This window comes from Nocardia blacklockiae (genome assembly GCF_015477355.1).
GTDB classification, from domain to species: domain Bacteria; phylum Actinomycetota; class Actinomycetes; order Mycobacteriales; family Mycobacteriaceae; genus Nocardia; species Nocardia blacklockiae.
The window spans coordinates 605,501-622,672 of sequence record NZ_JADLRJ010000004.1; the positions used below are offsets into that span (position 1 = coordinate 605,501).

Annotated in this window: 19 protein-coding genes; 7 read left to right on the forward strand and 12 right to left on the reverse strand. The window is 70.8% G+C overall.

The window, feature by feature from the left end; translation table 11 throughout:
* From IU476_RS15725 to IU476_RS15750, 6 genes are all read right to left on the reverse strand, one after another.
* Positions 1–177 carry a KOW domain-containing RNA-binding protein gene (locus tag IU476_RS15725; RefSeq protein WP_195100780.1) on the reverse strand — a complete coding sequence of 59 codons (177 nt, stop codon included), beginning with the start codon at positions 175–177 and terminating at the stop codon, positions 1–3.
* Between the two features lie 77 nt (positions 178–254).
* The gene (locus tag IU476_RS15730; protein WP_195100782.1) at positions 255–1,160 is read right to left on the reverse strand and encodes an ROK family protein; all 906 of its coding nucleotides are present in this window, start codon (positions 1,158–1,160) and stop codon (positions 255–257) included.
* 176 nt (positions 1,161–1,336) lie between these two features.
* Positions 1,337–2,488: a serine hydrolase domain-containing protein gene (locus IU476_RS15735; RefSeq protein WP_195100784.1), complete on the reverse strand. Its 1,152-nt coding sequence runs from the start codon at positions 2,486–2,488 to the stop codon at positions 1,337–1,339.
* A gap of 115 nt (positions 2,489–2,603) precedes the next feature.
* A complete protein-coding gene (locus tag IU476_RS15740) occupies positions 2,604–3,107 on the reverse strand; it encodes a type III secretion system chaperone family protein (RefSeq protein ID WP_438944017.1) in 504 nt (167 codons plus the stop codon).
* Positions 3,104–4,456: a D-inositol-3-phosphate glycosyltransferase gene (mshA, locus tag IU476_RS15745; protein ID WP_195100786.1), complete on the reverse strand. Its 1,353-nt coding sequence runs from the start codon at positions 4,454–4,456 to the stop codon at positions 3,104–3,106. Before mshA ends, IU476_RS15740 begins: the two co-directional genes overlap by 4 nt.
* A gap of 344 nt (positions 4,457–4,800) precedes the next feature.
* Positions 4,801–5,625 (reverse strand): alpha/beta fold hydrolase, encoded by an 825-nt coding sequence (locus tag IU476_RS15750; RefSeq protein WP_195100788.1) that lies wholly within the window; start codon positions 5,623–5,625, stop codon positions 4,801–4,803.
* A gap of 55 nt (positions 5,626–5,680) precedes the next feature.
* Between IU476_RS15750 and IU476_RS15755 the strand changes: the two genes are divergently transcribed.
* On the forward strand, positions 5,681–6,415 hold the full coding sequence (locus IU476_RS15755; RefSeq protein ID WP_195100790.1) for an SDR family NAD(P)-dependent oxidoreductase: 735 nt from the start codon (positions 5,681–5,683) through the stop codon (positions 6,413–6,415).
* 36 nt (positions 6,416–6,451) lie between these two features.
* Here IU476_RS15755 and IU476_RS15760 read toward each other — a convergent pair whose 3' ends face one another.
* Positions 6,452–7,651 carry a L,D-transpeptidase gene (locus tag IU476_RS15760; RefSeq protein ID WP_195101024.1) on the reverse strand — a complete coding sequence of 400 codons (1,200 nt, stop codon included), beginning with the start codon at positions 7,649–7,651 and terminating at the stop codon, positions 6,452–6,454.
* A 100-nt stretch (positions 7,652–7,751) separates the two neighbouring features.
* Positions 7,752–8,825, reverse strand: coding sequence for a UDP-N-acetylmuramate dehydrogenase (locus tag IU476_RS15765; RefSeq protein ID WP_228823783.1), 1,074 nt, complete (start codon positions 8,823–8,825; stop codon positions 7,752–7,754).
* Positions 8,826–8,884: 59 nt separating this feature from the next.
* On the opposite strand from IU476_RS15765, the gene IU476_RS15770 reads away from it, so the two are divergent.
* From IU476_RS15770 to IU476_RS15780, 3 genes are all read left to right on the forward strand, one after another.
* Positions 8,885–9,376, forward strand: coding sequence for a DUF2505 domain-containing protein (locus tag IU476_RS15770; protein WP_195100792.1), 492 nt, complete (start codon positions 8,885–8,887; stop codon positions 9,374–9,376).
* A gap of 64 nt (positions 9,377–9,440) precedes the next feature.
* A complete protein-coding gene (locus IU476_RS15775; RefSeq protein ID WP_195100795.1) occupies positions 9,441–9,956 on the forward strand; it encodes a DUF2505 domain-containing protein in 516 nt (171 codons plus the stop codon).
* Positions 9,926–10,753 carry a class I SAM-dependent methyltransferase gene (locus IU476_RS15780; protein WP_324194070.1) on the forward strand — a complete coding sequence of 276 codons (828 nt, stop codon included), beginning with the start codon at positions 9,926–9,928 and terminating at the stop codon, positions 10,751–10,753. The genes IU476_RS15775 and IU476_RS15780 overlap by 31 nt, the downstream gene beginning before the upstream one ends.
* Before the next feature lie 215 nt (positions 10,754–10,968).
* Here IU476_RS15780 and IU476_RS15785 read toward each other — a convergent pair whose 3' ends face one another.
* Positions 10,969–11,577 (reverse strand): type IV toxin-antitoxin system AbiEi family antitoxin, encoded by a 609-nt coding sequence (locus IU476_RS15785; protein WP_195100797.1) that lies wholly within the window; start codon positions 11,575–11,577, stop codon positions 10,969–10,971.
* Positions 11,578–11,691: 114 nt separating this feature from the next.
* On the opposite strand from IU476_RS15785, the gene IU476_RS15790 reads away from it, so the two are divergent.
* Positions 11,692–12,459: an LmeA family phospholipid-binding protein gene (locus tag IU476_RS15790; protein ID WP_195100800.1), complete on the forward strand. Its 768-nt coding sequence runs from the start codon at positions 11,692–11,694 to the stop codon at positions 12,457–12,459.
* Positions 12,460–12,471: 12 nt separating this feature from the next.
* Here the strand turns inward: IU476_RS15790 and deoC are convergent, their stop codons facing one another.
* Positions 12,472–13,146: a deoxyribose-phosphate aldolase gene (gene deoC / locus IU476_RS15795; protein ID WP_195100801.1), complete on the reverse strand. Its 675-nt coding sequence runs from the start codon at positions 13,144–13,146 to the stop codon at positions 12,472–12,474.
* Between the two features lie 88 nt (positions 13,147–13,234).
* Here deoC and IU476_RS15800 point away from each other — a divergent pair, with 88 nt between their 5' ends.
* Both IU476_RS15800 and purU read left to right on the forward strand, forming a co-directional pair.
* Positions 13,235–13,780 carry a GNAT family N-acetyltransferase gene (locus tag IU476_RS15800; protein ID WP_195100803.1) on the forward strand — a complete coding sequence of 182 codons (546 nt, stop codon included), beginning with the start codon at positions 13,235–13,237 and terminating at the stop codon, positions 13,778–13,780.
* A 68-nt stretch (positions 13,781–13,848) separates the two neighbouring features.
* Positions 13,849–14,736, forward strand: a complete 888-nt coding sequence (gene purU / locus IU476_RS15805; protein WP_195100805.1) for a formyltetrahydrofolate deformylase — start codon at positions 13,849–13,851, stop codon at positions 14,734–14,736.
* Positions 14,737–14,743: 7 nt separating this feature from the next.
* Here the strand turns inward: purU and IU476_RS15810 are convergent, their stop codons facing one another.
* Both IU476_RS15810 and IU476_RS15815 read right to left on the reverse strand, forming a co-directional pair.
* The gene (locus IU476_RS15810; protein ID WP_195100807.1) at positions 14,744–15,760 is read right to left on the reverse strand and encodes an alpha/beta fold hydrolase; all 1,017 of its coding nucleotides are present in this window, start codon (positions 15,758–15,760) and stop codon (positions 14,744–14,746) included.
* A 319-nt stretch (positions 15,761–16,079) separates the two neighbouring features.
* Positions 16,080–17,099 carry an alpha/beta fold hydrolase gene (locus tag IU476_RS15815; protein ID WP_195100809.1) on the reverse strand — a complete coding sequence of 340 codons (1,020 nt, stop codon included), beginning with the start codon at positions 17,097–17,099 and terminating at the stop codon, positions 16,080–16,082.
* Positions 17,100–17,172 lie beyond the last annotated feature (73 nt).

Consider the following 17,172-nt stretch of genomic DNA (forward strand, 5'->3'; position numbering starts at 1 on the left):
CTAGACCCACTCGACCTCGTCGAAGCGGACCAGCACGCCGTGGCGGCCGCCGCGCACGCGGATGTCGAGGTGCAATTCCTCCCGTCCGGTGTCGACCTCCCGGATCACACCGCAGACGCCCTGGAACGGGCCGCTCGGCACGAACACCACATCACCCGGCGTGAATTCGGCTGCCACCCCTCGACGATAGCCCGCCGACCAGCCGAAACAGGTCAGGCGCGCGGTCGGCGGGCACGGGCCCGGCGTCGGGACCGTCAGTCGTACTCGTCCGCGGTGGCGTGGCCGGCGGCGAGGACTCCCGCGCCGGCCAGGGTCGCGCCGTTGGTGATGCGGGACGGTACGACGCGGAGCGTGCGGGTGAAGTCCAGGCGGGCGTGGGTCGCGATGGCCGCGCGCAGCGAATTCCACAGCGGCGCACCGGCTTCGGCGAAGCCGCCGCCGATCACGGCGCGATCGATGTCGAGCAGGGCGGCCGCCGACGAGATCGCCTGTCCCAGTGCGGTTCCCGCGCGTTCGAGCGCGGCGAGGGCGATGGGGTCGCCCGCGTGGGCGTCGCGGGCCAGGTCGATGCCGGTCGCGCCGGTCCAGCCCTGCTCGCGCGCCCAGCGGGCCGAGGACATGCCGCTCGCCACCGCCTCGACGCAGCCCACGCCGCCGCATCCACAGGGCGCGTTCGATCCCGGTACCACGATGTGGCCGACGTGCCCGGCATTTCCGGTGCGGCCCACCGCAACCCGGCCGTCCATGATGATGCCGCCGCCGATGCCGGAGGACACCGTCATCGCCAGGCCGTCGCGTACGCCGCGCAGGCCGCCGATGTGATGCTCGGCCAGCGCGAGGCAGGCGCCGTCGACGGCCAGCCGGATCACGGCGGCCGGGAAGACCTCCTGGACGGCGGCGACCAGCGGGAAGCCGGATCGCCATTCCGGAATGTTGAGCGGCGCAACGGTTCCCGCGCGGACATCGACCGGCCCGGCCGAGCCGATGCCGATCGCGGACACCCGCTCGTTTCCGCCCACCTGCCGCAACAGCTCCCGGCACGCCTCCCACACCGACTCCGGCGGCACCGCGGCCCGCCGCACCTCCCGCACCTGCCGTCCGGCATGCACCACTCCGGCCGCGAATTTCGTCGCCCCGATGTCGAGCGCCAGCACAGTCATCGCCGAGCACCTCCTGCCTGCCACCTGCCGGGCCACCGCATTCTCACCCGGCGACGCCCGCCCTGCCACACAATCCCACCCGGCGACGCCCGCCCTGCCACACAATCCCACCCGGCGACGCCCGCCCTGCCACACAATCAAGGCCGGCCGCGTCCGACCGGCCTGATGCGCCCGGATCAGAACACCGCGTCGGCCAGCTGCTGCATACCTTGCTGGAAAGCCGCGGCCAGGGACAGGGCGGCGTCGTCCACGTAGTTCAGCGCGGCGGTGAGGGTCGTGGCGCCGTCGGGAGTGCTGAACATGAGGGCCGCGTGGCCCGCCGCGCCGCCGTTGTGGGTGATCACGGTGCCGCCGGAAGCCGTGTCGCGCACGAAGATTCCGAGGCCGTAGGCCATGCCGGGGAGGGGCGTCGCGTGCGCGGTGTACATCTCGGCCAGCAGTGCGGGCGGCAAGAGTTCGCCGGTTACCAAGGCGGAGACGAAGGTCTGGAGGTCGGCGGTGGTGGAGATCATGTCGCCGCCGCTGGAGATCCAGGAGGGGTTGTGGCGGGTGACGTCGACGGTCTTCGTCATGCCCTCGTCCTCGTAGCGGTAGTAGGCGTGGGCGTGCGGTTCGGCGATCTCGGTCTCGGTGGTCGGCTGGAACGTGCCCGACAAGCCGAGCGGTCCGATGATCAGCCGCTCCATCTCCGCGGCGACCGAACGGCCGGTGACCTTCTCGATCAGCAGCCGGGCCAGCACGTAGTTGGTGTTGGAGTAGCTCCAGTCGGTGCCCGGCTCGAAACGGGCCGGCTTCGACAGCGCCAGCCGGACCAGCTCCTCCGGCCGGTAGGTCTCGAAACGGAGGTCCACCCATTCCTTGCCCGCGGTGGTGGCGGGGATGCCGGGCACCATCGTTCCGTCGGGGAAGTACTCGCCGGTGAAGTTGAACACGCCGCTGGTGTGCTGCAACAGCATTCGCACGGTGACGCGGGGGTCGAGGTCGAATTCGGGCAGGTAGTCGACCGCCGGGGTGTCGAGGTCGATCCGGCCCTCGGCCACCAGCTGGAGCACCAGGGTCGCGGTGAAAGTCTTCGTGTTGGAACCGATCCGGACGTGTCCGTCGATCGGCGGCTGCGCGGTGCCGCCCAGCTCGGCCAGGCCCGCGCTGCCGGTCCACTCGCCGTGCTCATCCCGCACGCGCACGGTGATCCCGGTGATACCGGACTCGACGATGCCGTCGATGATCCGCTGCAGCTCAGTGTGTTTCGGCCCGTTGCTCGTAGCGGTGTCGACGGCCGGAGCGGTCTGGGGAAGGGTGTCGTCGTGGTCGGTCACGGTGATCGGCATGGCGGTTCGTCCTCTGCGACTGTGTTCGGTTGGTATGCGAATACAGTCGCGCGCCCCGCTGACACCGGCCTGACGCCGCTCTGACACGGCCGCTGACACCGGATATCCGGCAGAGTCAGGAGTCCTCGGTGTTCACCAGGTGTTCGAAGGCGCGGAGGTTCTTGAGGGATTCGCCCCGGGAGACGCGCCATTTCCATTCGCGGCGAATGGATTCCGCGAAGCCGAGTTCGAGCAGGACGTTGAAGTCGGCGTCGACGGCCTCGAGGATCTGGCCGAAGATGCGGTCCAGTTCGTCGGGGGTCACGGTGTGGGTGGCGAAGCGGCCGACGAGGTAGATGTCGCCGACGCGGTCGAGGGTGTAGGCGACGCCGTAGAGACGCCGGTTGCGGCGCAGCAGGAATTTGTAGACGCCCTCGAAGTTCTCGTCCGGTTTGCGGCACACGAAGCACTCCGTCCGCACCCCGTGCTTGCCGACGGTCAGCATGACGGTGGTCTTGAGCTTGCGCTCGCCGGGCAGGACGACGACGAACACGTCCTCGCCCTCGCGGGTGTAGTCCACCTCCCGCTCGCGCAGGGTGTCGTCGATCAGCTGTGCGGTGTCTCGGATCGTGTCGGTCACCGGCGAACCACTCCCATCCGGCGCCGCCACAGCGCCCGCGACCTGGCCTGACTGCTCTCTGCCTGCAACGTACCCACCAGGCGCGAGCGCATGCCCCGATAGCCCGACAGTGTCTGGGTGTAGCTCTCCAGCAGACCTTCGGCGGTGTGCTCCCAGGAGAAGTTCGCGGAATGCCCGACCGCGGCGGCGCCCATCCGGCGCAGGCCGTCGGGGTCGTCGAGCAGCTTGCGCAGCGCGGCCGCCCACTCGTCGGTGCGGTGGCCCGGGACGAGCAGCCCCGACACCCCGTCGCGCACCGCGGTGCCGAGCCCGCCCACGTGCGCGGCCAGCACCGGCGTGCCGCTGGCCTGCGCCTCGATCGCGACCAGGCCGAACGATTCGTTGTAGCTGGGCACGGCCACCAGATCCGCCGCGCGATACACCTGCACCAGGCGGTCCGGCGGCTGCGGCGGCAGGAAGGTGACCCGATCGGCGATGCCGAGGGCGGCGGCCAGTTCGATGAGCGCGTCCGGGCGATCCAATCCGGTGCCGGACGGTCCGCCGACGATCAGGACGCGCAAGGTTCGGCCGGGTTGCTCGCGCAGTACCTGCGCGGCGGCGTGGACCAGCACGTCGGGGGCCTTGAGCGGCTGGATGCGGCCGACGAACGCGACGATCTGCTCGTGCGGGTCCAGGCCCAGTTCGGCACGCGCGGCGGCGCGGTCGCCGGGGCGGTAGCGGGTCAGGTCGGCGCCCGGCAGCACCACGTCGATGCGCTCGGGGTCGGCGCCGTAGAGCTCGACCAGCTGCCGCGCCTCGTCGCCGGTGTTGGCGACCAGGCGATCGGCCTCGGCGACGATCTGCTTCTCGCCGATCTCGCGGGCGGGCGGCTCGGGGGTGTCGCCCGCGGCGAGATGGGCGTTCTTGACCGCGGCCAGGGTGTGCGCGGTGTGCACCAGCGGCACCCGCCAGCGGTCCCGGGCCAGCCAGCCGACCTGGCCGGACAGCCAGTAGTGCGAGTGGATCAGGTCGTAGTGGCCGGGCAGATGCCGGGCCTCCTGCCGCAGCACCTCGGCGGCGAACGGGCACAGCTGCGTGGGCAGGTCGTGCTTGTCCAGACCCTCGAACGGGCCCGCTACCACGTGGCGCACCAGCACGCCCGGCGCGGCCTCGACCACCGGTTCGTCGTTGGAGGAGGTGGCGCGGGTGAAGATCTCCACCTCGACGCCGCGGCGGGCCAGCTGGATCGCGGTCTGCAGCACGTAGACGTTCATGCCGCCCGCGTCGCCGGTCCCCGGCTGGGCCAGCGGGGAGGTGTGCACCGACAGCACGGCGATCCGATGCGGCCGTAGGTCCGTGCGTTGACTCACGACTCCAGTGTGCCTTCCCGCCGCCGCGCGCCGTCGCGACCTACGCCACCAAGTGACCGCCGTCACAAGGCAATTCGCCGCTCGGCGCACCCTTCGCCCGCACACCGGCCCGCGATTTCCCCGCAAAGCGGACAGGCTCCCCCGGACTATGCGTTCGATCACACACGCCGACACGCACCCGCCCTTCCGCCGGTTCGATCCCAGCGGTTCCCCGCCACCCCGGCGCACAACGCAGCAGGCTGTCACCCCGGCACGCTTTTGGCCGGAGTCCACCGGTCGGTCGAGTGGATCCCGGCCAAAAGCGCGCCGGGATGACGGGGACGGGTCGCGGCCGAGGGCTGGGGTCAGTCCAGGCTGGCGATGAAGTCGGTGACCTCGGTGGCGAAGCGGTCGGGGTCCTCGATGAAGAGGCCGTGTTGGGCGGCTTCCCAATAGGAGGTGCGGGCGTTGGGGGTGGTGGTGGCGATGTAGCGGCCGTTGTCGAGGGGGACGACGGGGTCGGCGGTGCCGTGCAGGACCAGGACTGGGATGTCGAGGGTGCGCAGGGTTTCGGTGTTGTCGACGGTGCGGTAGAAGAGGGCCTTGCGGACTCGGGGCGGGGTGGCGAGGCTGCCGCCGTAGAGGAGTTGGGCCTGTTCGCCCTTGTCGCGGCTCGGGCCGGTGTTGGCGTTGCCGAAGGCCGCGAAACCGCGCATGGACTTACCGGGGCTGTTCTCGAAGACGTCGGGGATGGCCTGCTGCATAGCCGAGCCGGGGTCCGCGCCCGGGACACCGCGGCCGATGCCCGCCTGGGAGCCGCTGTAGACGACGCCCGCGAGCGCGCCGGTGCCGTACGCGGTCAGGTAGTCGCTGAGCACGATGCCGCCGTAGGACCAGCCGAGCAGCACCGCGCCGGCCTCGATGCCCTCGCCCGCCAGCACGGCCGCGATATCGGCCGCCCAGTTCTTCGGGTCGTCGTAACCGGCCGCGGGCGCATCCGAGTAGCCGTGGCCGCGCAGGTCGACGGCGATCACCCGGAAGCGCTCGGCCAGCAGTTCTGCGGCGCGACCCCAGCAGCGCAGGTTCGCGGCCCAGCCGTGCAGCAGTACCAGCGGCTTTCCGTCGGCCGGACCGGTCACCCGATACACGATGCTGGTGCCGTCCGCGCTGATTACGTCCCGAATCGCCATGCGGCCAGGCTAACGCGGGCGCGTCGGGCGAGTCGGCGGCACATATGCTCGGCCCATGAGCATCCGCACCGCTGTCGTCACTGGGGCCAGTTCCGGAATCGGGGAGGCCACCGCGCGGGAACTCGCCCGCCAGGGTTTCCACGTGTACGTCGGGGCGCGGCGGGTGGACCGGCTGCGGGAGCTGGCCGAGGAGATCGGCGGCACGGCGCTGCCGCTGGACGTCACCGACGAGGCGTCGGTGCGGGCGTTCACCGACGCCGTCGAGCGGGTCGACGTGCTGGTGAACAATGCCGGCGGCGCGAAGGGCCTGGCGCCGGTCGCCGAGGCGGACCTGGACGACTGGCGCTGGATGTGGGAGACCAACGTGCTGGGCACGCTGCGGGTCACCAAGGCGCTGCTGCCGAAGCTGATCGACTCCGGCGACGGGCTGATCGTCACCGTGACCTCGGTCGCGGCATTCACCGCCTACGACAACGGTTCCGGCTACACCTCGGCCAAGCACGCCCAGGCCGTGCTGCATCGCACCTTGCGCGGCGAGCTGCTGGGGCAGCCGGTGCGGTTGACCGAAATCGCCCCTGGCGCAGTCGAAACCGAGTTCTCGCTGGTGCGCTTCGGCGGTGACGCCGACCGCGCGGCCAAGGTGTACGAAGGCATCGATCCGCTTGTCGCACAGGACATCGCGGAGATCATCGGCTTCGTCGCGAACCGTCCGCCGCACGTGAACCTGGACACCATCGTCGTCAAGCCGCGCGACCAGGCCGACGCGGGGCGCTTCGCCCGCCGGGGCTGAAAAACGCCCCGGCGAGGGAGCCCAAGCGCCCCCTCCTCAGTTGCCGCTGCGGACCGGGCCCGGCGGGACCGGGGTCGCCGAGACCACCGGGGACGGCTCGCCGTGCAAGGCGGACATGGTCTTCCAGGTTTCCCAGTCGATGGTCCAGTCGTAGAGGTCGCCGTCGGCGGCGGACAGGGCGATGGAGGTGCCGGTGACCTCGACCGGGTCGCCGTACATCGCGGTCGGGAAGTAGGCCTGCGCGTCGCTGGTGCTCAGGTTGATGCAGCCGTTGGTGACGTTCGTATTGCCCTGCGCCCCGGCCGATTCCGGGTTGGCGTGGATGAATTCGCCGTTGTTGGAGATGCGTACGGCCCAGCGTTCGCGAACGTTGGTGTAGAAGGGCGGATTCGACATCATGAAATCCTCGTACTTCTCGGTCACCACATGGATGCCCGAGCGGGTGACGTTGCGCGCCTCGTTGCCCTCGCCGTAGCTGCACGGGAAGTCGAAGATGGTCTGCCCGTCGCGGATCACCTGCACGCGGTGGCTGGGCGCGTACCCCTTCACGATCTGGCTGCGGCCGATCTTGAACTCCGAGCTCAGATCGCCGTAACCGTAAGCGCCGTCACCGAGTTCGAGGCCGTAGAGCTTGCCCGAGAACTTCACATCGGTGCCCGGGACCCAGTACTCGCGCGGCCGCCAGTGCGCGCGGGAGCCGCCGTTCTCGTCCGGCAGCCAGGCCCAGCCGCCCTCGGTCTCGGGCGTGGTGGCGACGGTGAGCGCCTTCTCCACCGCGGCCTTGTTCGCGACGTGGCTCTTGAACTGCAGGATGATCGGGGCGGCGATGCCGACCTCCTGGCCGTCGCCGATGTTGATGGTGGCGGGCACGGTCTGCGCCGGGGCCAGCGTGGTGAACTTGCCCTCGATCGGGACGGGCTTGCCGTCGGTGCCGACAGCCGTGCCCGACCAGGTGTAGGCGGCGTCGTAGCCGAGCGGCTCGGTGATCTTGAAGCTGCTGCCGTCGGGGGCCAGGGTGCCGGCGACCGGTTTGCCCGCGGCATTGGTCAGCGCGACCTGATCGATGCGGCCGGCGGACACCGAGACCGAGACCGGCGCGACCGGATTGACGTCGGTACTGCCCGCGCCGGGCTCGAAGGTGACCTTCGCGACCGGTTTGCTCTCCTTCGGGCCCGCATTGTCGCCGCCGCCGCTCGAACACCCGGCGACCAGCGCGGCACCCGCCAACTGAGCCATCCCGATCAGCACGGCGCGACGGCTGGTTACTCCTCGAATGCTCACTTCCTCGAATTTACCGCGAGCATCGGACAAGTCCCGCCGCGTCGCCCGGCACCCCCTAGAGAACGAGTCCCACGGTCACCGGTTCCGGCTCCAAGCGAATACCGAACAGTTCGTGTACCCCGTCGCGGACCGTGCGTGCCAGCGCGACCAGATCGGCGGCCGTCGCCGTGCCGCGGTTGGTCAGTGCCAGCGTGTGTTTCGTGGACAGCCGGGCCGAGGCCGCGGGGCCTGGGTAGCCCTTCGCGAAACCGGCGCGCTCGATCAGCCACCCGGCCGAGAACTTCACCCCGTCGGCGGCCGGATAGGTCGGGACTGTGACTTCCCCCACATGGCGGTTTATCGCCACGAGCACCTGCTCGGTCCGATCGTGCGGGACCACCGGGTTGGTGAAGAACGAACCCGCGCTCCAGGTGTCGTGGTCGGCGGGGTCGAGCACCATGCCCTTGCCGGCGCGCAGCCGCAGCACGGCCTCGCGCACCTGCGCCGCCGGACGCGTCTGGCCTTCTTCGGCATCGAGGGCCTGGACGAGTTCGCGGTAGCGCAGCGGGGCGCTCGCACCGCTGGGATCGAGGGCGAATTCCACCTCGAGCACGACCGCGCGGTCGCTGTGCTTGAGCAGCGAAGTGCGGTAACCGAAACCGAGTTCGTCCGGTGCCGCCCAGCGGATCGCGCCGGTCTCGCGGTCGAGCAGCCGCACCCGGCGCAGCAGCCGCTCGACCTCGACGCCGTAGGCGCCCACGTTCTGCACCGGCGTCGCGCCCGCCGAACCCGGGATCCCGGACAGGCACTCCAGCCCGCCGCGACCGGCCGCGACCGTCGCCGCCACCACCGCGTCCCAATTCGCGCCCGCCTCCGCGACCACCCGGTCCGTGCCGATCTCCACACCCTCGGTCGCGATGCGCACGACCACACCGGCGAACCCGGCGTCGGAGATCAGCAGATTCGAGCCGCCCGCGAGCAGCAGCAGCGGGATTCCGGCGGCGTCGAGAGCGCGCACGGTGGCGACGAGCGCCTCGGTGCTCGCGCAGTCGGCCACCGCGGCCGGACCGCCGACGCGCAGCGTGGTCAACTCCGCCAGCGGAACCGAATCGCGCACGCGCGCACCGGTCGTGGACAGCAGCTCGCGCAATTCGTCGATCGGCACCACTCGGGATGTACGCACAGCGAAAGACGGTAGCGTGTTCCACCATGGCGACACCCCTGGCGTATACGGCTCAGTACACGCATCCGGCCGACGCGATCCGTGCCGCGTTCGCCGACGAACAGTATTGGAAGGACCGGATCGAGGAGGTCGGCGGCCCCAACGCGCGGCTGGACTGCTTCCACGCCTCGGTCGACCAGGAACAGCTGCACGTGGAGATGGTGCAGTCCATCCCGGCCTCGGAGCTGCCCAGCGCGATCACCTCGGTGCGGCCCGGCGATCTGATCATCCCCCGCACGGAGAGCTACGCCGGATACGCCGGCACCTTCACCGCGCGCGTGCAGGACGCGCCCGCGCAGGTGAACGGCACGGTGAGCCTCAGCGCCGCGGGCGAGGCGTCGCAGGCGGTCATCCAGGGTTCGGTCGAGGTGAGCATCCCGCTGTTCGGCAAGAAGATCGAGGCCGTCGTCGCGGAGAAGCTGCTGGAGCTGCTGGCCGCGGAGACCGAGTTCACCAACACCTGGATCGCCAACCGCTGAGCGGACGCGCGCAAATGCGCCGCGGCGGCCGACCGGAAGATCAGACACAGTACCCTGGCTTCCCATGGCTCGCCGACTGGACTATTCAGCCCGCTACCCGCTGCACACCACCAAAGAGGTGTACGAGGCGCTGTCCGACCGCGCCTACTGGGACGCGCGCATGGAGGAGATGCGCAAGTACTCCCCCAACGAGGTGACCGAGCTGTCCGCCGGGGACAGCGGCATCGAGGTCGAGATCCAGCACATCCTGCCGCGCGAGATGCTGCCCGAGATCGCGCAGACCGTGATGCGCAAGGACATGACGATCACCCGCAAGGAGACCTACGGGCCGTTCGGGCCGGAGGTCACCGGGGAGTACGTGGCCTCCATCCCGGCCGGGCCCGGCAGCCTGAACGGGACCATGCACCTGTTCCCCACCGACACCGGGTGCACGCTGCGCACCTCGTCGACGGCCAAGGTGTTCATCCCGATGCTCGGGCCCAAGCTCGAGCAGATGATGCTGATCAATCTCGTCGACCTGTTGCGGGCCGAGGCCGAGTTCACGGCGCAGTGGCTGGACGAGCAGCACCCGACCGCCTGACCGCACCGTCCTCGCGCACCCCGCCCAAACCCGTCGGCGCGATCACGCGCGGCACCACCGGCATCAACCGGTTGCGGCGCAGCGACCGCTGGCTGATGCACGACGAGCTGGTCACCACGCGGTTGCGGGCGGCGGCCGATCCCCTCGTGGTGGACCTCGGGTACGGAGCCAGCCCGGTCACCACGATCGAATTGGCGGCGCGGTTGCGGCGGGTGCGCGCCGACGTGCGGGTGGTCGGCTTGGAGATAGATCCGCAGCGGGTGGTGCCCGGGCGCGACGGAGTGGTGTTCGCGCGCGGCGGTTTCGAGCTGGCCGGGCTGCGGCCGACGCTGGTGCGCGCGTTCAACGTGCTGCGGCAGTATCCGGAAGAGGCGGTGGCGCAGGCCTGGCGGACGGTGCTGGACGGACTGGCGCCGGACGGGCTACTGGTCGACGGCACCTGCGACGAGCTGGGCCGACGCTGCGCTTGGGTGCTGCTGGACCGCACCGGGCCCCGTTCGTTGACGCTGGCGTGGGACCCGTTCACCGTCGAGCGGCCCTCCGATGTGGCCGAGCGGCTGCCGAAGGCGTTGATCCACCGCAACATTCCCGGCGAACGCGTCCACACCCTGCTCACCGCCGCCGATCGCGCCTGGGCCCGCGCCGCACCCCTGGCCCCCTACGGCCCGCGCGTGCGCTGGCGCGAGGCGTCGAAAACCTTACGCGCGGAAGGTTTTCCGGTCCGCCGCTACCGCCGCCGCATGCGCGACTGCGTCCTCTCGGTCCCGTGGGAAGCGGTAGCGCCCGCACCCAGGTGACGCGGCGGCGAGTGCGGGACGGAGACGAGTCTTCTCGCACTCGGCGTCTACGGAGCGCATTGCAGGACAGCAGGTTTCACGCTTACGCGGGGGCGAGCTACGCCGAGCGCCAGCGAGTTCGTGCGAGGCGTGGCGGAGGCGGGCGGCTTATACGGCAGCGGGTTCAGGCCTGAGCCAAGGCGTGGCGGAGCCGGACGGCTTAACGGCAGCGGGTTTCAGGCCTGAGCCAAGGCGTGGCGGATGCGGGCGGCGGTGCGTGGGGGCAGAGCGTCTGCGGCGGAGCGGATTTCGGCGCTGGCGCAGCGGTGGATGGCTACCGCGTCCGAGACGACCTCGTCGAGGGCGGATTGGCCGATGCCCGCTTCGGCGAGGTCGAGGACCGTGCGTACCGGGGTGGTGACGAGGAAGGTGCCCGCGGATTCGACGTCGCGACGGCACAGGGCGCGGCGCAGTACCACGAGGCGGGGAGCGCTGGGCGCGCGGCCGCCGCGGGCGGACAGGTGCAGGAAGCGGGGGCGCAGCCGGCCCAGGCCGTGCAGTTCGGCCGCACTGTGGTGGGAGACCGCGGCCGCGCCCTCGAACCACGCCGACCACATCGCGTATTCGTCGAGCGGGCCGTCCGGCCAGTCCGCGAGCCGCAGCAACCCGGCCCCGGCCCGGCTCACCGAGCCGTCCACCAGGCCGGTGCGGATGCGGTCCTGGCAGCGGTGCCGCAGTACCAGGCGGGTGGTGAAGTATCCGGCGTGCCGGGCGGCCGCCTCCCGCAACGCCCGCCAACCCTGCTCCGCGGCAGGGACTGGGCTGGCGGCGGCTTCACCGGACATGGGACCCAGGTTACGCCGCGGACCTGTGCGGCATGTCACAATCGCGAGCGTCCTCGGTCCAACCCTTCAACCGCCCCACAGAGCTGACTCAGAAAGCTCGGGAAGAATCGTGGCATGAGTTCGAACCTTCCAGAGACCGCGCCCGCGCCCGGACCGCCCGCGGGCGGCCGGACCGGCACCCGGAACCTGCGGCGGATCATCCTGATCGTCGGACTCGTCGTCGTGCTCGCGCTGGTCGGCACCGCGGCCGGCGCCGAGACGTACTACCGCCACCGGATCGAGCGCTGCCTGGCCACGCAGGTCGAGCGCGACCTGGGTTCCAAGGTCTCGGTCGGGTTCGGGCCGAAACCGTTGCTGCTCACCGCGATCGACCACCGGATCCAGTACGTGAACATCGACAGCGACGACGCGAAGTTCGGCCCCGCCGTCGATATGAAGGTGCATGTGCGGCTCAACGACATCACCCTGGTCGACAACGGCCGCGGCGGCGCCGACGTCGGCAGCAGCAGCGCGGACGCCACCTGGAGCAACGAGGGCATCGCGCAGACGCTGAGCGGCCTGGTGTCGGACGTGCAGTCCGATCCGGTGAGCGGAACCCTGAACGTGAAGGTGCTCGGCGGCATCGCCGGACTACAGGTCAAGCCGCAGATCGTCGGCGACCGGATCGAGGTCACCACCCAGTCGGCGCAGCTGTTCGGTCTCGGCCTGCCGACCGACCTGGTCGACGGCATCGTGGACCTGATGACCGAGAGCCTGCAGAGCTATCCGCTGGACATGCAGCCGACCGCGGTGCGGGTCACCGACAACGGCATCGCCGTGTCGCTCACCGGCGGCACCAGCAAGCTGCAGCCGGCGCAGAACAACGAGAACGTCAGCTGCTGAACAGGATTCGGCTCATTCCGGGAACCCGGCGAGCACCTCGCGCGACCGCGACAGCCCGAGCCGGGTCGCGCCCGCCTCCAGCAGTTCGGCGGCGGCCGCCGCGGTCCGGATGCCGCCGCTGGCCTTGATGCCGAGCCGCCCGCCGACGGTCTCGGCCATCAGCCGCACGGCGTGCACGCTCGCGCCGCCCGCCGGGTGAAAACCGGTGGAGGTCTTCACGAAATCGGCCCCGGCGCGTTCGGCAACGCGGCACGTCTCGACGATCGCCTCGTCGGACAGTGCCGCCGATTCGATGATCACCTTGAGCACGGTGCCGTCGCCCACGCCCTCGCGCACCGTGACGATGTCCGCCAGCACCGCGTTGTAGTCGCCGGAGACCGCGGCCCCGACATCAATGACCATGTCCACCTCGGCCGCGCCCTGTTCCACCGCCATCCGCGCCTCGGTGCCCTTGATGAGCGAATGATGCTTGCCGGAAGGGAATCCGGCGACCGTCGCGACCGCCAGGCCGTCCGCGCGGACGGGCAGCATCGCCGGCGACAGGCACACCGCGTACACACCGAGCTGCCGCGCCTCGTCCACCGCGGCGGCGACCTCGGCGGCGGTGGCCTCCGGCGCGAGCAGGGTGTGGTCGATGAGCGCGGCCACCTCGCCGCGGGTGCGTGATCGTTCGGTGCTGTCGGCCATGGGGACAGAGTGTGGCACACGCGCGTGGCACACTCGTAGGAGTCGCCCGCCGGGGCGGATGTGCCACTCGCCGGGGAGGAGAAGTCACGTGCTGATCCGTCGGGAACGGGCCGGCGACGTCTCCGCGATCGACGCGGTGCATCGCGAGGCCTTCGCCCGCGACTACCCGAACGGCTCGCCCGAGGGCGCGCCGCGCGCGGCCGCCGAGCCGGCCGAGGTGGCGCTGGTGCATCGGTTGCGCAGCGATTCCGGCTGGATTCCGACCTTGTCGATGGTCGCCGAGCTGCACGACCGCGTGGTCGGCCACGCGTGCCTGACCCGCGCCGGAGTGGGGCCGTTCCCGGTGCTGGCGCTCGGGCCGATCGGCGTCCTGCCCGCCCACCAGGGCGACGGCGTGGGATCCGCCCTCATGCACGCCGCGCTCGGCGCCGCCGACGCCCTCGACGAACCCCTGATCGGCCTGCTCGGCAGCCTCGACTACTACCCCCGCTTCGGCTTCCTCCCCGGCTCCCGCGTCGGCATCGTCCCCGACGAACCGGCCTGGGCCTCCCACTTCCAGGTGCGCCCCCTCACCGCCTACGAGCCCGAGATCGTCGGCGAATTCCATTACGCCGAGCCGTTTTACACGCTCTAGGGCGTCGGCGTCCCGCAACGCGCGTCTCGGTCGCGGTGAGGTTGCTGGAGTCTGGGAGGATTGCCGGTATGAGTTCGACCCCCGCCGCCGACGAACGTCGCTACGTGCTGATGCTGGGCTGTCCGGATCGGCCGGGCATCATCGCCCGGATCACCTCGTTCATCGCCGAGTTCGGGGGGTCGATCATGGAGGCCGGGTATCACTCCGACACGGATTCGGGGTGGTTCTTCACGCGGCAGGCGGTGCGGGCGTCGACGGTGCCGTTCGAGCTGGCAGAGTTGCGGGATCGGTTCGCCGCGGTGGCGGCGGAGCTGGGGCCCGAGACGGACTGGCAGCTGCTGGACTCGGGCGCCAAGCGCCGGGCGGTGCTGCTGGTGAGCCGCGACGGGCACTGCCTGCACGACCTGCTGGGCCGAGCGACCAGCGGTGAGCTGCCCGCGACCATCGAGGCCGTGATCGGCAACCACCCGGACCTGGCCGAGATGACCCGCGCGCACGGCGTCCGGTTCCACCACGTGCCGTTCCCGAAGGACCCCGCCGAGCGCGGCCCGGCCTTCGAGCAGGTCCGCGACCTGGTCGACGCGCACCAGCCGGATGCCGTGGTGCTGGCCCGGTTCATGCAGGTCCTGCCCGCCACGCTGTGCGAGCACTGGGCGGGCCGGGCGATCAACATCCACCACAGCTTCCTGCCCTCGTTCGTCGGCGCCCGCCCCTACCACCAGGCGTTCGCGCGCGGCGTGAAGCTGATCGGCGCCACCTGCCACTACGTGACCGCGGAACTGGACGCCGGGCCGATCATCGAGCAGGACGTGATCCGCATCGACCACGCCGACACGGTGCGCGACATGGTCCGCCAGGGCCGCGACATCGAGCGGGTGGTGCTGGCGCGCGGCCTGCGCTGGCACCTGGAGGGCCGGGTGCTCGTGCACGGCCGCCGCACCGTCGTGTTCGACTGAGCGAGCGTCAGCTGGCGACAGCGCCCCGGCCGTACCGCCCGACCCGCACCATCCGGTGCAGTTCCGCGTTGAACTCTTGCGGCGCTTCGATATTGGGCAGGTGGCCGGTCGGCAGCACCGTGTAGCGATCCAGGTGACCGGTCTCGGCGAGGACGTCGGCGATGCGTTCGGACATCCGCTTGGGCAGCAGCCGGTCGTACTCCCCCGCGATCACGCTGGTGGGCACGGTGAGATGCGCGGCCGCGCCCGTCAGGTCGAGATCGGCCAGAGCGAGGGCGAAGCGGCCGCGGACCGTCGGGCGGCAGGACCGCACGATGGACAGCCCGAAATCGACCTGCTCGGCGGTGGCGGCGCGATTGAGGATGCGCGCCTTGAAGATCGACCGCACCGGCGAACCGCTCGGCAGCGGCACGGGCGTGCCGAACAGCGCGCGGCCCAGCCAGATCGGCGCGGGCACCAGGGCGTTGAAGATCGGCAGCACCTGCGTCTCCGACGCGATCGCACCGGCGGTCGTGGTCGCCAGCAGGACCGCCGAGGCGCGCGCGGCGACCTGCTCCGGGTAGTACTGGGCCCAGGCCTGAATGGTGATGCCGCCCATGCTGTGCCCGACCAGCACGGCGCGCTGGCCCGGCCGCAGTACCGCGTCCAGCACGTCGGACAGGTCGTCGGCCAGTTGCTCGGCGCAGTACGCGCGCTTGCCCGCCGCGCTGGCGCCGTGGCCGCGCAGGTCGAAGGCGACCACACGATACTGGTCGGCGAAGGCGTTGATCTGGGGATTCCAGTATTCGATGCAACACGACCAGCCGTGGATCAGCACGATGACCTCGCCGTCGGCCGGGCCGAAGGCCTGCACCCGCAAGTCGACGCCGTCGCGGGTGGTGACGGGGATGGTCTCGGGTGACGGCGCGGCGTTGAAAGCCGCGGTGGCGTAGGTGCGGCCGCGCAATCGGGCGCGGTACGCCTCGCTCAGCGCCTCGGGGCCGCTTCGCAGGCCGGTCACCGTCTGGGGCAGCTTCACCAGCATGAGCACTCCTTTGTGTCCTCCCGCACACTACCGCGCTAGCAGCAGTGCTTGCTAGTGCAAGCAGTCGGATTTCTTCCGGCCCGCATCCGTGTCCGGACGTGTGCGGCAGCTCCGCTGCATGCATCCCGCCTTCGACGAATACCCATCGACCGCAACCTCATTCGACAGCGAGCCGGGCCGATGAACCGTTGTTACCTACAACACATATCGCCCGCAGCCCATGCCGCGATAGCGCGGCGACGGATAACGAAATGCCAACGATCCGCGCCTCGGAATGCTCGAGTACCGATGCGCCGCAAAGGATTCGGCGTGCGAGCCGCTACGCGCTGACCTCACGCGGCTCGTAGGTCGCGGTGAGCACCCGGCCCAGCTCCTCGTTGAACTCCCGGTAGGCCTCCACGTTGCCCAGGTGACCGGTCGGCAGCACGACCAGTCGCTCGAAGCTGCCCGCGCCGCGCAGCATCTCGGCGATCCGCCGGGAATGCACCACCGGGGTCATATCGTCGAAGGCGCCGGCGACGACCGTGGTGGGCACGGTCAGATTCGCGGCCGAGGTGCCGAGCGCCAGGTCCGCCAGCAGCCGCCCGAACCGGGCCCGCACGGCCGCCGGGCACGAGCGCACGATCGACAGCCCGAACTCGGCGATGTCGCCGGTCGACGCCAGGCTCATGATCTGCCGCCGGAAGATCCACTTCACCGGGGGAATCGGCGGAAAGACGATGGGGCTGCCCAGCCCGTGCCGGCCGAGCGCGACCGGCAGCGCCAGCAGCCCGCGGTTGTACATCGGAACCACGGTGGTCTCGGCGATCAGGTCGCCGGAGGCGGTATTGCTCAGCAGCACAGCGGCCGCGTGCCGGGCGACCTGCTCCGGGTAGCGCCCCGCCCAGGCCTGAATGGTCATGCCGCCCAGGCTGTGCCCGACCAGCACCGCGCGCTGGCCGGGGCGCAGTGTCGCGGCGAGCACGGCGGCCAGGTCCTCGGCCAGCAGGTCGGTGGTGAGTTCGCCGTCCCCCAGGTCGCTGCCGCCGTGGCCGCGCTGGTCGTAGGCGATCACGCGGTACTCGCCGGCGAAGGCGTTGATCTGCGGGTTCCAGTATTCGATGCAGCAGGTCCAGCCGTGCACCAGGACGATGACGTCGCCGTCGGCGGGACCGTAGGCGTGCACCCGCAGCCGAGCGCCGTCGGCGGCGGTCACCGGCACGACCTCGCACGGCGCGGCCGGCGGGTTGAGCGCGGCGGTCGAGTAGACCCGGGTGCGCAGCGAGGCGCGATGCGCGCGCAGCAGAGCCCGGATCCGGTCCGGGATCTCGGCCAGCGGCGTAGGCAGCGTTGCCCGCATTGGAACACTCCTTTGTGTGTTACTGATAGCTACAGTAACCCGAAGGAGTGGGTGCTTGCTAGTGCAAGCGGCC

Bases quoted from the DNA above. Each gene is read 5' to 3' on its own strand.
- IU476_RS15730 (WP_195100782.1), bottom strand. From the start codon at position 1,160: ATGACTGTGCTGGCGCTCGACATCGGGGCGACGAAATTCGCGGCCGGA.
- IU476_RS15735 (WP_195100784.1), bottom strand. From the start codon at position 2,488: ATGCCGATCACCGTGACCGACCACGACGACACCCTTCCCCAGACCGCT.
- IU476_RS15750 (WP_195100788.1), bottom strand. From the start codon at position 5,625: ATGGCGATTCGGGACGTAATCAGCGCGGACGGCACCAGCATCGTGTAT.
- IU476_RS15755 (WP_195100790.1), top strand. From the start codon at position 5,681: ATGAGCATCCGCACCGCTGTCGTCACTGGGGCCAGTTCCGGAATCGGG.
- IU476_RS15760 (WP_195101024.1), bottom strand. From the start codon at position 7,651: ATGGCTCAGTTGGCGGGTGCCGCGCTGGTCGCCGGGTGTTCGAGCGGC.
- IU476_RS15770 (WP_195100792.1), top strand. From the start codon at position 8,885: ATGGCGACACCCCTGGCGTATACGGCTCAGTACACGCATCCGGCCGAC.
- IU476_RS15775 (WP_195100795.1), top strand. From the start codon at position 9,441: ATGGCTCGCCGACTGGACTATTCAGCCCGCTACCCGCTGCACACCACC.
- IU476_RS15785 (WP_195100797.1), bottom strand. From the start codon at position 11,577: ATGTCCGGTGAAGCCGCCGCCAGCCCAGTCCCTGCCGCGGAGCAGGGT.
- IU476_RS15790 (WP_195100800.1), top strand. From the start codon at position 11,692: ATGAGTTCGAACCTTCCAGAGACCGCGCCCGCGCCCGGACCGCCCGCG.
- deoC (WP_195100801.1), bottom strand. From the start codon at position 13,146: ATGGCCGACAGCACCGAACGATCACGCACCCGCGGCGAGGTGGCCGCG.
- purU (WP_195100805.1), top strand. From the start codon at position 13,849: ATGAGTTCGACCCCCGCCGCCGACGAACGTCGCTACGTGCTGATGCTG.
- IU476_RS15810 (WP_195100807.1), bottom strand. From the start codon at position 15,760: ATGCTGGTGAAGCTGCCCCAGACGGTGACCGGCCTGCGAAGCGGCCCC.
- IU476_RS15815 (WP_195100809.1), bottom strand. From the start codon at position 17,099: ATGCGGGCAACGCTGCCTACGCCGCTGGCCGAGATCCCGGACCGGATC.